We start from the raw sequence: 14495 nt of genomic DNA on the forward strand, positions 1-14495 counted from the left end.
GTGGCCGCTCGGGGTCAGGAACCGCGGCGGCGGAGCAAGAGCAGCAGGAGCAGGAGTGCGATGACGACCGGGACGACGCGCTTGGCGACGGCGGGGCCGGCCATGTCGGCGAGATCGACCGGCTCGGCGGCGGGCCCCTCGATCCGGCGGACCTTCGGCGCCTCCTCGGCCGCAGCCGCTCCGGCCGCGGCGGTCTCGGTTGCATCGGCGGTGCCGGCCTCGGTGCTCTGCGTCTCGGCGCTCCCGGCCTCGTCGGCAGATGCGTCGTCGGCAGCGGGGGCGGTGCCCTGGTCGTCGAGCATCTCGTTGAGGTTGTTGGCGAACTGGTCGACGAGCTTCTTGCTGACGTCGCCGAGGATGCCGCGTCCGAACTGGGCGATCTTGCCGGTGATGTGGATGTCGGCGACCACGGTGCACTTCGTGCTCGTGGGCGACAGCGCCTCGGCGGTCGCCGAGATGTCGGCCGACGCGTTGCCGCGGCCCTTGGTGTCGCGGCCCTTGCCGACGAGCTTGGCGGTGTGCGCTTCGTCGTCGCGCTCCACGAAGTGGGCCTCACCCTTGAACTCCGTGGCGACCGCACCGAGCTTCACCTTCACCCGGCCGCGGTGGATCTCGCCTTCGATCTCGTCGAGTTGGGCGCCCGGCATGCACGGGGCGATCCGCTCGAGATCGCAGATGATCGGCCACGCCTCGTCGATCGGGCGGTTCACGGTGAATTCGTTGACGATCTGTTCTGCCATGAGCGGAGGTCCTCCAGGGTGTCGATGTCGGCGTCCGACCCCTGGCAGGGTACCCGTTCGACGAGTTCGGGTCGCAACCTGATGAGGTGGCGGGCGCCGTGATCGCCGACGGTCGGGAGGAGTGGCCAGACCGAGTGATGGAGCCGTACGGGGTTCCGTGGCCGCCCGTCGTACTCGGCGACGGCGATCGGCGACCGCGACGCGGCGACCGATCGCCATGCCGTGGGGTCGACGAACGGTTGGTCGGCGAGGCCGACGACGATCGCATGCGCGTGTCGGGTTTGGGCGGCGTCGACGGCGACCTGAAGTGAGGTGCTCTGCCCGGCCGCCCAGTCGGGGTTGGCGACGAGCGTGACGTCGACCGCACGGTCGAAATGCGTGGCGGACAGTGCCGGCTCGACGGCGCCGGTCACGACGATCACCGGGCCGATGCCGGCCGCGACTGCAGCGCGAACGGCGTGATCGGCGACCGTCGCACCGTCGAGTTCGGCGTCGAGCTTGTGGCCACCACCGTCGAAGCGGCTCCCGGCTCCGGCGGCCAGCAAGACGGCGATGGTGGGCGAGAGCATCACCGTGCAGTCTCGCGAACCGACAGGACGTTCGGCCCGAAATGTTTCAGTCCGGGCCCGAACATGTCGAAGAGATGACGAGACCACGAACAGAACGAGTTGTATGTTACGGACGCGTGACGATAACGTCGTCCGTCGACATGACGGCTGGGTTGTTGGGACCCGGTCCGGAACAGAAAGCTCCCGCCTTTCCTCATGACTTCATCAGACACCCCCCGCCGCTCCGCCGCGTCACGAGCGACCGCAGCCCTGATTCTGGCCACCGGCTTCGCCGGTACCACGCTCGCCGTCGGTTCAAACCACGCCAGTGCGTCGGTGCGCACCGACTCGGGCGCCGTCGCTGCTCAAGCCGACCGCGCCCTCGACGCGCTCGACCACTGGCAGGAGTCGAATCGGCCCCTTCACTATGTGCGGTTCATCCGTGCTCGTGAAGCCGCCGCCGACCTCCTCGCCGACGATCTCGGCATCTCCGGCGACGAACTCGCCGACGAGTGGGCGACCGCCGACGAACCGAAGCAGGTCGCCATGCTGTCCGCGCTGACACAGCTCGGCGTGCCGTACCGTTCGATCCACAGCGAACCCGGCGTCGGCTTCGACTGCTCGGGCCTGACGATCTGGGCGTTCGCCCAGGCCGGCATCGACCTGCCGCGTGTCAGCGGCGATCAGATCTCGGCCGCCGAGCGCATCGACGAAGCGGACGCCGAGCCGGGCGACCTGCTGTACTACCCCGGCCACATCTCGATCTACGTGGGTGAGGGGATGATGGTGCACAGCCCGTACACCGGCAGCACCGTCGAGGTCACCGAAGTCGCCAGCCGCACCAGCCGCTGGGGCGACTCCATGACCGTCGAAGACTGAGCAGAGCCGGTCGGTTGATGTCGGTTGATGTCAGACATCAACCGACGTGCGCATGTCGGGCACCCGGCAGGACCGGTCGGTTGATGTCTGACATCAACCGACGTGCTTCGAGCAAGCTCGTCGGTTGGGGTCTGACCTCGACCGACGGTGCTACTGGTGGATCGGTCCGGTGCCGTCTCGCAGGCTGGGGGTGACCCGGCCGGTGCGTCGGGCGATGATCTCGGCGCAGATCGAGATCGCGGTTTCCTCGGGCGTGCGAGCACCGAGATCGAGGCCGATCGGCGACATCAGTCGGTCGAGATCGGCCGGATCGTCGGTGCCGGCTTCGGCGAGACGCTCGAGTCGTTTGTCGTGCGTCTTCCTGCTGCCCATCACACCGATGTAGCCGACGCCGGTGGCCAGCGCGCCCTGCACCGCCGGCACGTCGAACTTCGGATCGTGGGTGAGGATGCACACGGCGTCTCGGGGTCCGAGCTCGGTGCCTCGTTCGTCGAACATCGGCCCGGGCCACGTGACGCGGACCTCGTCCGCCATGGGGAACCGGCGTCGGGTCGCGAAGATCTCGCGCGCATCGCAGACCGTGACCCGGTAGCCGAGCACCTTGGCCACCTTCGCCAGCGCCGCCGTGAAGTCGACGGCGCCGAAGATCCACATCTGCGGCGGCGGCGCCCAGCTCTCGACGAAGACGCGCACGAGCGGGGTGTCGACCAGATCCTCCGGCGTCGTCTCGCCGGCCGGTCCGTAGTGGCGGACGCCCGATCGTCCGGCCTCCAACTCGGCGAGGGCGTCGCGATGTGCGACCCGGTCGAGTTCGGGATGGCCGAGTCCGCCCAGCGGCTCGTGACCCGGACGGACGAGCAGCTTGGCGCCGGTGTACGGGCCGTCGATCACCGTGACGAGCGCGACCGGTTCCTCGGCGCGGATCGCAGCCGACAGGTCGCCGTAGACGCTCACCAGTCGAGTTCCTCGATGAACAACCGGATCGTGCCGCCGCACGTGAGACCGACGGCGAAGGCCTCGTCGTCGCTGTAGCCGAACGTGATGACACCGGGTGCTCGATCGCCCTGGAGGATCGACAGCGCCTCGGTGACGACGGCTCCTTCGACGCAACCGCCGCTCACGCTGCCGACGACCTCGCCGACCTCGTTGACCGCCATCGCCGCGCCCGGGTCGCGCGGCCCCGACCCTTCGATGTCGACCACACGAGCGAGCGCCACGCGCTTGCGGTCGCCCCGCCAACGGTCGATGTCGTCCAGCAAGTCCTTCATGGGGCCAGTGTGCCGTGTCGAGCGGCTCGACACCAGGTCGGACGCAGGGTCACGGCGTGGCGATCACGTCGGCGAGGTGCTCGATCGCATCGATCGAGTGGCCCTCGACGAACTCGTCGACGAACGGCAGCGCGGCGGCCATGCCGCGAGCGAGCGGGGCGTAGCCCGGCGTCACCTTCAGCGGGTTGACCCAGATCAGCTTGTACGCGACCCGCTGGAGGCGCTGCATCTGTTCGGCGAGCACCTCGGGGTCGCCGCGGTCCCAGCCGTCGGACAGCACGACGACGATCGCACCACGCGCCATGCCCCGCTGCCCCCACTCGTCGTTGAAGATGCGGAGGCCGTCGCCGAGGCGGGTGCCGCCGCCGTAGTCGGCCACGGCGACCGCAGCACGGCTCACCGCCTCGTCGGGATCGCGGGAGGCGAGTTCGCGCGTGATCCGCGTCAACCGCGTGCCGAGCGCGAACGCCTCGACCTTCTGGCGGCCGGCGACGGCGGCGTGGACGAATCGGATCAGGGCGCGGGCGTACGGCTCCATGGAGCCGCTCACGTCGAGCAGCAGCACGAGTCGACGTGGCCGTGTGCTCGGCTGGAGATAGTGGCGACGCATCGGTTCGCCGTGCGCCCGCATCGCCGCCCGAACGGTGCGACGGAGATCGGGACGGGCCGTCCGGCTGTCGGCACTCGTGAGGCGCAGCGACCGACGAGGTGAACCGGCCAGGCGGAGACGCGACATCAGCTGCTGGGCCTGTTCGAGTTCGGTGGGGGAGTAGTCGGCGAAGTCCTTCCGGCGGAGGATCTCGGTCGCCGAGAAGCGCAGCTCGATCGTCGGCTCGTCGCTCGGGTCGGCCTCGTCGGGGGTGTCGCCGTCGTCGTCCTCGTCGTCGCTGTCGACGACGAGTTGGATCTCCTCCTCCTCGGTCAGTTCGAAGATCGTGTTGGCGGCCGCGTGCTCCCAGAACACTGCGAAGGCGCGGTCGTAGAGCTCGATGTCCTCGGGGCGGCGGACGAGGGTCGCCCGGCCGGCCCAATAGGTGTGGTCCCGGTGGTCGACGCCGAGTTCGGCGAGCGCTTCGCCGAAGGCGATCGTCGAACTGGTCGGGACACGAACGCCGGCGCCGCGCAGGACACGGGTGAACGCCACGGCGATCTCGCCGGCATCGCGCGTGTTCGCCGACATCGCGTCCTGGTCAGCGGTGACCCATCGCCTGCTCGAGCAGCAGCTGGGTGCCGCCCTTTCGCACGCGATCGTGGTCCTCGCGGTACTTGAGCACGGTGCCCAGCGTCGTCTCGACACTGTGTTGGTCGAGGGTGCTGACACCCAGCTTGCCGAGGGCGGTCGCCCAGTCGATCGTCTCCGCGACCCCGGGCGGCTTGTAGAGGTTCAGGTCGCGCATCGCCTCGACGGCGGCGGCCACCTGGCGGGCGAGCTGGTCGGAGCATTCGGGCACGCGCAGGCGCACGATCGCGACCTCGCGGTCGAAGTCGGGATGCTCGACCCAGTGGTACAGGCACCGCCGTTTGAGAGCGTCGTGGACGTCGCGGGTGCGGTTGCTCGTCAGGATGACGATCGGTGGCGTGGCGGCGCGGAACACGCCGAGTTCGGGCACCGTGATCTGGTAGTCGGACAGCACCTCGAGCAGGTATGCCTCGAACTCGTCGTCGGCGCGGTCGACCTCGTCGATCAGGAGCACCGGCGGCGGGCCGTCACCGTGCCCGATCGCCCGGAGCAACGCCCGCTTGATCAGGAAGCGCTCCTGGTACAGCTCGGCCTCGACCGCGTCGGACGAGCGGCCGGCCGTCTCGCCGGTCGCCTCGGCAGCGCGTAGGTGGAGCAGCTGTCGGGCGTAGTCCCAGTCGTACACGGCCTGGGCGGCGTCGATGCCTTCGTAGCACTGGAGCCGGATCAACTCGCCGCCGGTCCAGGCGCTGAGGACCTTCGCGAGTTCGGTCTTGCCGACGCCGGCTTCGCCCTCGAGCAGCAGGGGGCGCCGGAGCTGCATCGCCAGGAACACCGACGTGGTGAGCCCGTCGTTCGGCAGGTACCCGTGCGCCGTCAGCGCGGCGGAAACATCGGCCGGAGTCATCGAGTCGACGCTACCGCACGGGTGATGTCGGAACAGAAGGGGTCAGGCACCTTCTGTTCCCGCGGGCTGCGGTGGTTCGAGCCATGCCGAACAGAAGGTGCCTGACCCCATGTGTTCAGGAGTCGAAGCCGAGGCCCATGCGGTCGAGGCCCTTGAGCCAGAGGTTGCGCTTGCCCGTCTTGTCTTCTCGATCCATCGACCAGCGGGTGGCCTGGATGCCGACGAACCGGAACGGCTCGGGCGGGAAGGGAAGCGGGCGGCTCTGGACGAACTGGGTGCGGGTCGCGATCGAGTTGCGGCCGTGCAGCAGATCGAGCATGACCGCGGCGCCGAACCGTGACGCCGCGACGCCGAGGCCCGTGTAGCCGAGCGCGTACGAGACGCGGCCACCCATCGCCCGCCCCCAGAAGACCGAGAACCGGCTCGAGGTGTCGATGACGCCGCCCCACACGTGGCTGAACCGCACGCCGGCGAGCTGCGGGAACGTCTCGAAGAAGTGCTGGCTGAGCTTGGCCCAGGTCTCGGGACGGCTCTCGAGCTCGGTCGAGACCTTGCCGCCCCAGTAGTAGATGGCGTCGTAGCCGCCCCACAGGATCCGGTTGTCGGCGGTGAGTCGGTAGTAGTGGAACTGGTTGGCGAGGTCGGAGAGTCCCTGGCGGTTCTCCCAGCCGATCGACGCGAGCTGCTCGTCGGTGAGCGGCTCGGTCACCATGCAGTAGTCGTACACCGGCGCGATGTAGTTGGCGAGACGCCGCAGGAGTGGTTTGAAGGCGTTGGTCGCCAACGCCACCTTGCCGGCGCGGATGGCGCCGAGCGGTGTGGTGACCATGACCCCGATGCCGTCGCGTTTGAGGTCGGTGGCCTTGGTGTCTTCGTAGATACGGACCCCGAGCCGTTCGGCGGTCGTCTTGAGGCCCCACACGAGCTTGGCGGGGTCGACGATCGCGCTGGTCGACTTGCTCCACAGCCCGCCGGTGTAGATCGGAGAATGCACCTGGGCCTGCATTGCCTCGGCGTCGAGCCACTCGACGTCGTAGCCCCACTCGGTGAGCAGCTGGTACTCGGCGCGGACCTCGTCGAGGTACTCGCCGGGGTGGGTGGTGTTCGCCACCTCGATCACACCGGTGCGCTCGTAGTCGCAGTCGATGCCGTACTTGCGGATCGTCGCCTCGATGTCGTTGAGGTTGCGCCAGCCGAGCTCCTCGAGGATCTCGACCTCGTCGGGCCAGCGAGCCATCGCGTTGCCGACACCGTGGGTGAGCGAGGCGTCCATGAAGCCGCCGTTGCGGCCACTGGCGGCGCCGCCGACGGTGCCGGCTTCGATCAGGACGACGTCGCGCGACGGATCGCGCTCCTTGGCGATGATCGCAGTCCACAACCCGGTGTACCCACCGCCGACGACGCACAGGTCGCAGTTCTCGGTGCGAACGAGGGTCGGGTTGCTGTCCGGTTCGTTCGCGCCGTCGTACCAGTAGGGGTACTGGTCGGCGTCGGCGATCGCGTCGAGGTGGCGCTGATCGATCTCGTCGGATGGGAGCGACATGGTTTCACCTGGTCCTTCGGACCGGGAGTGTACGCCGCTCGCATCGTCGGGGTCGTGCCTGGCACGACCCCGAACGGCGATCAGCCGGTGGCTTCGTTCAGGGCCCGCTTCACCAGCACCTTGGCCAGGTGGGTGCGGTACTCGACGCTGGCGTTGAGGTCGGCCTGCGGTTCGGCCTCGGCGGCCGCCTGCTCGGCGGCATCGTCGATCGACGCGCCGCTCGACAGGGCCGACGAGACGCTCGACGCCAGGATCGGGACCGAACCCATGTTGACGAGCGCGACACCGGAGTCGCCGTTGCGGCGCCACGCCGCGACGCCGACGATCGCCCAGTCCTGGGCGCGCCGGTTGAACTTCTGGAAGCTCCACCCGGCACCCTGCATCTTCGGGACGCGGATCTCGGTGAGCATCTCGTCGGGAGCGAGCGCCGACTCGAGGAAGCCCTGGTAGAACTCCGACGCCGCGATCTCGCGGGTGCCGTTCGGGCCCTGGGCGACGTAGGTGGCGCCGAGTGCGAGCGTCGTCGCCGGCAGATCGGACGCCGGATCGGCGTGGGCGATCGTGCCGCCGAGCGTGCCGCGATGGCGCACCTGCGGGTCGCCGACGTGGCTCGCGGCGTGGGCGAGGAGCGGCACCTCGCTGCGGACGAGGTCGCTGTTCTCGACGTCCATGTGGCGGGTCAGCGCGCCGATGGCGACATGGTCGCCGCCGTCGCGGATGTACGACAGGTCGTTCACTCGACCGATGTCGACGAGCACCGTCGGCTGAGCGAGGCGCAACTTCATCAGGGGGATGAGGCTGTGGCCGCCGGCGAGGAACTTGGCCTCGTCGCCGTGCTCTCCGATCAGGCTGATCGCTTCCTCGGCCGAACCGGCCCGGACGTACTCGAATGCTGCTGGGATCATGGTTGCGTCTCCTCCGAGCTCGGTGCGGTCACTTGCCGGCGGCCGAGAGGACCGCTTGGACGATGTTGTGGTAGCCCGTGCAACGGCACAGGTTGCCCTCGAGCCCGATGCGGACGTCGTCCTCGCTCGGGCTCGGGTTCTCCTGCAGCAGGCTCGTGGCCGCCATGACCATGCCCGGTGTGCAGTAGCCGCACTGGAGCGCGTGATTGTCCATGAACGCCTGCTGCATCGGATGCAGCGTGCCGTCCTCGGCCGCGAGCCCTTCGATCGTGGTGAGCTCGTGCCCGTCGGCCTGCACGGCCAGGACGGTGCAGCTCTTGACGGCTTCGCCGTCGAGGTGGACGCTGCACGCCCCGCACGACGACGTGTCGCAGCCGATGTTGGTGCCGGTGAGCCCGACGTGCTCGCGGATGTACTGGACGAGCAGCGTGCGCGGCTCGACGTCGCCCGTGTGCGTGACCCCGTTGATGGTGACGCTGATTTCCACTGGGACTCCCCTCGGTCGTGAACGTGGAACAGTTCGCCGCCGACCGTAGTCGGCGCCCGAACATCATGCATCATCTGTCGACCCCTGCTCGACACGGGGCTGTGTGAACCGTCGATATCGGTCGTGCGCGACGACTCGGACACCTCGCTGACCAGGGACGACACACGTCGCCCGTGCAGCGACCTGGTGGCGTGCTCCTGAACGCGCGGGGTCGAAAGGTGTACTGTGGTCGGACCCAACGGTGCATGGGCATACGGCCCGTGCCAGAACAGGGGGAGAACAACACCTATGCAGAAATCACGCGTGAAGCGCGTCGGCGCTCTGCTGGTCGGCATGTCTCTCATCGCAGCAGCGTGTGGCGATGACGACGACGACGAGCCGGTCGAAGACAGCACCCCGGAGGCCGAAGAGCCCGCCGAGGAGCCGTCGGAAGAAGAGACCACCGACACCACCGAAGCCATGGACGAAGACATGGACGAGGGGGACATGGACGAAGAGACCACCGACACCACCGAGGCCATGGACGAAGAGCCGGCCGAGGAGGGTGACGGTGAGGCTGCTGCCGGCTGTGACTCCGACGGTGTGCTCACCATCGGCACGATCCTCCCGGTGACGGGCGACCTCGCGTTCCTCGGACCCCCCGAGATCGCCGGCGCCGATCTCGCCGTCGAGGACATCAACGCCGCTGGCGGCGTGCTGGGTGCCGACGTCATCCTCGAGCAGGGTGACTCCGGTGACACCACGACCGACACCGCGAACCTCGAAGTCGACCGCCTCCTGGCTGCCGGCTCCGACGCCATCATGGGCGCGGCCTCCTCGGCCGTGTCGAAGACCGTGATCGACAAGATCACCGGTTCCTGCACCATCCAGTTCAGCCCGGCGAACACCTCGCCTGACTTCACGACCTACGACGACAACGGTCTGTACTTCCGTACGGCTCCGTCCGACCTGCTCCAGGGTCGCGTCCTCGCCAACGTCGTGCTCGAAGACGGCGCCGAGACGGCGTCGGTCCTCTACCGTCAGGAGAGCTACGGCATCGGTCTGGCCGAGGCGTTCCAGGAGAACTTCACCGCCAACGGCGGCGTCATCGACGAGTTCCTGGCCTACGCGGTCGACACCGAGAGCTTCGACGCCGAAGTCGACGCCCTCGTCGAGGCCGGCAGTGATGCGATCATCGTCATCGGCTTCGCCGAGTCGGCGAGCATCCTGACCACGATGAACGAGCGTGGCATCGGCCCGGCCGACGTCGCGGTCTACGGCACGGACGGCAACATCGGTGGTATCGGCGCCGAGCTCGCCGACCCGTCGATCATCGCCGGCATGCGTGGCACGGAGCCGTCGGTCGACCTGACGACGATCACCGAGTTCACCGACCGCCTCGATGCGGCCGGCGACATGGGTGGCGTCTACGCATACGGTGCGGAGACCTACGACTCGATCATCATCACGGCGCTCGCTGCTGCGGTCGCCGGCTCCGATGATCCGTCGGCCATCGCTGCCGAGATCAACGGCGTCACCAAGGACGGCGAGAAGTGCACGACCTTCGCGGACTGCATCGCTCTCGTCGACGCCGGTACCGACATCGACTACGACGGTCTGGGTGGCCCGTACGAGTTCGTCGACGCCGGTGAGCCGGCTGCGGCCAGCTTCCGTATCGCCACCTACGACGGTGCCGACACCCCGAACAGCGAGCTCGACGAGTACGTCTTCGCCAGCTGATCGGTAACACCTGATCGAGCAGCCCGCTGCTCCGGTTCCGACCGGAGCAGCGGGCTCTCGTCGTTTTTGGGGCCGGTCGGTTGATGTCAGACATCAACCGACCGGCCCGGTGAGCGAAGCAGCATGCGCAGTGTCGGTTGATGTCTGACATCAACCGACCAACCGGCCGGGCTGGCGTTGCGTCAGTCGACTCGGGCGAGGGTGCCGAGGTAGAGCTCGATCACCTTCGGGTCGTGCAGGAGGTTGCGACCCGTGTCGCTGTAGGCGTTGGTGCCCTGGTCGAGCACGTAGCCGCGGTCGCAGATCTGCAGGCATCGCCGTGCGTTCTGTTCGACCATGACGACCGACACGCCGGCCTTGTTGATCTCGCGGGTCCGGAGGAACACCTGGTCCTGGAGGTCGGGGGAGAGGCCGGCGGACGGTTCGTCGAGCAAGATGACCTCGGGGTCCATCATCAGCGCGCGACCCATCGCCAGCATCTGGCGTTCGCCGCCCGACAGCGACCCGGCGCGCTGGCCGAGGCGTTCGGCGAGGCGCGGGAAGATCTCGGTGGCGAAGTCGAGCCGTTCCTTGAAGATCGAGGGTCGCAGGAAGACACCCATCTCGAGGTTCTCCTGCACCGTCAGCGACGGGAACACGTTGTCGCGCTGGGGTACGTAGCCGATGCCCTTCTCGACCAGTTCGTGCGCCGGGGCGTCGGAGATGTCCTCGCCCTTGTAGAGCACCTGGCCCTCGCGAACGGACAGCAGGCCGAACAGTGCCTTGAGGAGGGTCGACTTGCCGGCGCCGTTCGGGCCGATGATGCCGATCAGCTCGCCCTGGCGGAGTTCGAGCGAGCACTCGTTGAGGATGTCGACACCCGGCACGTAACCGGCGCGGACGTTGTCGACGTGGATCAGGAATTCGTCGCTCATGGGGAACCCTCCTCGCCGGCGGGCGTGTCGTCGGCCGACTCGGCCTGAGCGATCTCGTCGTCGCTCCAGCTCTCGAAGTCGGAGTCGTGGTGCGAACCGAGGTAGGCGTCGATCACGTCGGGGTTCGCAGCGATGTCGTCCGGCGTCCCCTCTGCGATGATCGCTCCCTCGGCCATGACGACGACCCAGTCGGAGATGTCGTGGACGACGTCCATGTCGTGTTCGACGAAGATGACCGTGCGCCCCTCGGCGCGGAGCCCCTTGACGTGGCCGAGCAGCGACTGCGTGAGGGCCGGGTTGACGCCTGCCATCGGCTCGTCGAGCATCACCAGCTTCGGGTCGGTCATCAGTGCTCGGGCCATTTCGACGAGCTTGCGTTGGCCGCCCGACATGGTGCCGGCGAACTCGTCGCGCATGTGGGTGAGGTTGAAGCGATCGAGGAGGGCGTCGCCACGTCCCTCGATCTCCTGCTCCTGACGCTTCCAGATCGGCAGCAGTGCCCGCCAGAAGTGCTCGCCGGTCTGGTTGACGGCACCGAGCTTCATGTTGTCGATGACGGTCATGCGCGACAGCGCCTTGGTGAGCTGGAACGTGCGCACCATGCCACGGTTCGCGAGCTTGTGCGGTGCCACACCGTCGATCGACTGACCGTCGAGGACGACGTGACCGGTGTTCGGCTTGTCGAAGCCGGTGAGCAGGTTGAAGAACGTCGTCTTGCCGGCACCGTTCGGTCCGATCAGCGCGGTGATGCCACCACGCTGGATCTCGAGGTGCTCGACGTCGACGGCGGTCAGGCCGCCGAACGTCTTGGTGACGTGGTCGGCGATCAGGATCGGGTCCGGCTTCTTCGAACCCGGTACGGGCTCGACGTCGTCGAAGACGCCGGCCACCGGATTCACGTGATCGTGGATCGCTCCAGCGGCACCGCCGCCACCGGCGGTCTTGCCGAATTCGATCCCGGGGCGCTGTTCATCGGTCATCGAGCGCCATCTCCTCTCGTGAGCCGAAGATGCCTTGTGGTCGGTACCTGGCCAGCAGGATCAGGCCGAGACCGACCATGATGAAGCGCACCTGGCTGATGTTGAAGTCGCTGAGCTCGATCGTGTCCTCGAGTGCGTTCGACGCACCGTCGGGCAGTTCGCGCAGCGTGGTCTCGAGGAAGGCGATCAGCGTCCAGTAGATCATCGAGCCGATGACGGGCGACCAGGTGCGGCCGGGGCCGCCGAGGATCAGGATCGCCCAGATGGTGAAGGTGATGACCGGGTTGAACGTGTCGGCCTGGATCGAACCCTTCTGGATGACCTGCAGCATGCCGGCCATGCCGCCGATGACGCCGCCGAGCATCAGCGATTGGAGCTTGAACCAGTAGGCGTTCTTGCCGAGCGCACGGGCGGCGTCCTCGTCTTCACGGATGGCCTTGAGTGCTCGACCCCACGGGGACGACATCAGGCGCTTCACGAACAGCACGGTCAGGATCAGGACGATCCAGCCGACCGTGAGGACCCACAGGTCTCGGCCGAGGTAGCTGAACGGCCCGAAGTCGTATCGGACGCCGACGTCGAACGGATTGAGCGAGGTCTCGTAGAACGGGTCGGCGAACTCGCCGAGTCCCTCGGAGGCCCCGGTGAACTCCTTCATGCGGCGCCAGCGCACGAAGAGCCGGATCGATTCGGACGCTGCGATGGTCACGATCGCCAGATAGTCGCCTCTGAGGCGCAGCGTCGGCAGACCGAGGATCGCGGCGAGGATCAGCGAGTAGACGATGCCGAAGGCGACACCCACCATGAAGCTCCACTCGAAGTAGTGGATGGTGACGCCGAGTCCGTAGGCGCCGGCGGCCATGAAGCCGACCTGGCCGAAGTTGAGCAGGCCCGTGTAGCCGAAGTGGACGTTGAGTCCGACGGCGGCGAGCGCGAACACCATGACCTCGACGCCGAACATCGTCGAGAAGGTGCGTTCGAGAATGAATCCCCAATCCATCGGCTATCCGATCCTCTCCGCTCGACCGAGCAGACCTTGTGGTCGGACCATGAGCGCCACGGCGAGGATCACGAGGGCGACCATGTTCTTCACCTCCGCGTCGATGAACAGCGTCGACAGGTTGATGACGAGGCCGACGATGAGTGACCCGAGCAACGCCCCGTAGGCCGAGCCGAGACCGCCGAGTACGACGGCGGCGAAGACGAGCAGCAGGATGCGGAAGCCGAAGTCCCACTTGACCTGGTCGAGGCCGAAGAACACACCCGACAGGGCAGCGAGTGCGGCACCCCACACCCAGACCTGGCTGATGACCTTCTCGACGTCGATGCCGGTCGACTCGGCGAGTTCGCGGTTGTCGGCGACGGCTCGCATCGCCTTGCCCATCCGGGTCATCTGCAGGTAGAGCCCGACGCCGAGGAGGATGACCACGGACAAGCCCATGGCGATCATGTCCTTCGCGGTGAGCTCGATCGGGCCGATCGACTTCGCACGCTGGGCGGCGAAGTCGCCGAACGATCGGGGGCCGCCCCGGAAGATGTAGAGCATGAAGTAGCGCAGGAGGATCGACAAGCCGATCGTCATCACCATCTGGGCGATGAGGCTGACTCCGGCCCTGCGGGCGGGTCGGAACATCGTGCGGTTGATGAACCAGCCGAGCGCACCGCCGCAGATCATGCCGAGTACTGCGGCGAACACGAGATTGACGCCGCCACCGAACGGTGGTGGCAGTGGGGCGAGGAAGCCGATCACGCCGGCCAACCCGTAGAAGTTGAAGAAGTAGGTCGTCAGCATGCCCCATGTGACGAGCTCGGCGTGGGCGAAGTTCGTGAGGCCGGTCGTGCCGAAGATGAGCGAGAGTCCGATCGCCGCCATCGCCAGGTACAGCCCCTGCTTGAGTCCCTCGGCGGTGAGCTGGGCGATGCGGCGGCCACTGAACGTGGAGCTGCCGCCGTCGTCGCCGCCTTCCCCGAGGACGAGCGGGAAGAGCACCCGGCGGTCGCGGCCGTCGTTGACCTCGGTCTCGAGCGGGTTGTTGTCGGGGTTGCGGAGGCTCACCCCGTCGGGCAGCGTCTCGATGTCGAGTTCGACGCTGTAAGCGCCGTCGGCGGGTACCTCGACACGGAACTCACCCGCGTCGTCGGTCGTCCCCGTGGCCTCGAACCCGTCGGCGCCGCTCACGGTCAACACGACCCCGGCTGCCGGGATGTCTTCCTCGAGCTCTGGGTCCTCGTAGTCGAGGGAGCCGAAGATCGCAGGTCCGGAGTCCTGGGCGAGTGTGGGTGATGCGAGGCCGAGGAGTGTGAGCGCTGCTGTCATGATCGCCAGCAGGCCCTTCAGAATGGTCCTCCCCGAATACATTGTCGGACACTGTAGGTCACTCCGGGCGTGCACGTGGAATATCGGCGATTCGTCTCGTCACCCGCC

15 protein-coding genes are annotated in these 14495 nt (G+C 67.7%); 2 read left to right on the top strand and 13 right to left on the bottom strand.

The genetic code is table 11. The features are described 5' to 3' along the window. Positions 1-14 precede the first annotated feature (14 nt). Together BDK89_RS05545 and BDK89_RS05550 are read right to left on the bottom strand one after the other, a co-directional pair. Positions 15-740, bottom strand: coding sequence for an SRPBCC family protein (locus tag BDK89_RS05545; RefSeq protein WP_133867996.1), 726 nt, complete (start codon positions 738-740; stop codon positions 15-17). Further along, positions 707-1309, bottom strand: a complete 603-nt coding sequence (locus tag BDK89_RS05550) for a nucleotidyltransferase family protein (protein WP_133867997.1) — start codon at positions 1307-1309, stop codon at positions 707-709. The genes BDK89_RS05545 and BDK89_RS05550 overlap by 34 nt, the downstream gene beginning before the upstream one ends. 195 nt (positions 1310-1504) lie before the next feature. Between BDK89_RS05550 and BDK89_RS05555 the strand changes: the two genes are divergently transcribed. Next, entirely contained in the window at positions 1505-2167 is a 663-nt protein-coding gene (locus BDK89_RS05555; protein ID WP_133867998.1) for a C40 family peptidase, read from the top strand. Between the two features lie 150 nt (positions 2168-2317). Here the strand turns inward: BDK89_RS05555 and BDK89_RS05560 are convergent, their stop codons facing one another. The 7 genes from BDK89_RS05560 to BDK89_RS05590 all read right to left on the bottom strand — a co-directional run bounded on the left by BDK89_RS05560 (position 2318) and on the right by BDK89_RS05590 (position 8457). Beyond that, positions 2318-3121, bottom strand: a complete 804-nt coding sequence (locus BDK89_RS05560; RefSeq protein WP_243839105.1) for an XdhC family protein — start codon at positions 3119-3121, stop codon at positions 2318-2320. Continuing rightward, positions 3118-3435 (bottom strand): XdhC family protein, encoded by a 318-nt coding sequence (locus BDK89_RS05565; protein WP_133867999.1) that lies wholly within the window; start codon positions 3433-3435, stop codon positions 3118-3120. Before BDK89_RS05565 ends, BDK89_RS05560 begins: the two co-directional genes overlap by 4 nt. 49 nt (positions 3436-3484) lie before the next feature. Then, positions 3485-4615: a vWA domain-containing protein gene (locus tag BDK89_RS05570; RefSeq protein WP_133868000.1), complete on the bottom strand. Its 1131-nt coding sequence runs from the start codon at positions 4613-4615 to the stop codon at positions 3485-3487. A 10-nt stretch (positions 4616-4625) separates the two neighbouring features. After that, positions 4626-5522: an AAA family ATPase gene (locus tag BDK89_RS05575; protein WP_133868001.1), complete on the bottom strand. Its 897-nt coding sequence runs from the start codon at positions 5520-5522 to the stop codon at positions 4626-4628. Between the two features lie 115 nt (positions 5523-5637). Further along, positions 5638-7065, bottom strand: a complete 1428-nt coding sequence (locus tag BDK89_RS05580) for an NAD(P)/FAD-dependent oxidoreductase (protein ID WP_133868002.1) — start codon at positions 7063-7065, stop codon at positions 5638-5640. An 80-nt stretch (positions 7066-7145) separates the two neighbouring features. Beyond that, positions 7146-7970, bottom strand: a complete 825-nt coding sequence (locus BDK89_RS05585) for an FAD binding domain-containing protein (RefSeq protein WP_133868003.1) — start codon at positions 7968-7970, stop codon at positions 7146-7148. Between the two features lie 28 nt (positions 7971-7998). Next, positions 7999-8457, bottom strand: a complete 459-nt coding sequence (locus BDK89_RS05590; RefSeq protein WP_133868004.1) for a (2Fe-2S)-binding protein — start codon at positions 8455-8457, stop codon at positions 7999-8001. Between the two features lie 333 nt (positions 8458-8790). On the opposite strand from BDK89_RS05590, the gene BDK89_RS05595 reads away from it, so the two are divergent. Continuing rightward, positions 8791-10176 (top strand): ABC transporter substrate-binding protein, encoded by a 1386-nt coding sequence (locus BDK89_RS05595; RefSeq protein ID WP_166657399.1) that lies wholly within the window; start codon positions 8791-8793, stop codon positions 10174-10176. Positions 10177-10358: 182 nt separating this feature from the next. Here the strand turns inward: BDK89_RS05595 and BDK89_RS05600 are convergent, their stop codons facing one another. From BDK89_RS05600 to BDK89_RS05615, 4 genes are read right to left on the bottom strand one after another with little or no spacing between them, the layout of a single operon-like run. Continuing rightward, on the bottom strand, positions 10359-11090 hold the full coding sequence (locus tag BDK89_RS05600) for an ABC transporter ATP-binding protein (RefSeq protein ID WP_133868006.1): 732 nt from the start codon (positions 11088-11090) through the stop codon (positions 10359-10361). Continuing rightward, positions 11087-12070: an ABC transporter ATP-binding protein gene (locus BDK89_RS05605; protein WP_133868007.1), complete on the bottom strand. Its 984-nt coding sequence runs from the start codon at positions 12068-12070 to the stop codon at positions 11087-11089. Before BDK89_RS05605 ends, BDK89_RS05600 begins: the two co-directional genes overlap by 4 nt. Further along, the gene (locus BDK89_RS05610) at positions 12060-13070 is read right to left on the bottom strand and encodes a branched-chain amino acid ABC transporter permease (protein ID WP_133868008.1); all 1011 of its coding nucleotides are present in this window, start codon (positions 13068-13070) and stop codon (positions 12060-12062) included. Before BDK89_RS05610 ends, BDK89_RS05605 begins: the two co-directional genes overlap by 11 nt. A gap of 3 nt (positions 13071-13073) precedes the next feature. After that, a complete protein-coding gene (locus BDK89_RS05615) occupies positions 13074-14429 on the bottom strand; it encodes a branched-chain amino acid ABC transporter permease (protein ID WP_133868009.1) in 1356 nt (451 codons plus the stop codon). Positions 14430-14495 lie beyond the last annotated feature (66 nt).

The sequence above is a fragment of the Ilumatobacter fluminis genome, assembly GCF_004364865.1.
Lineage (GTDB): Bacteria > Actinomycetota > Acidimicrobiia > Acidimicrobiales > Ilumatobacteraceae > Ilumatobacter > Ilumatobacter fluminis.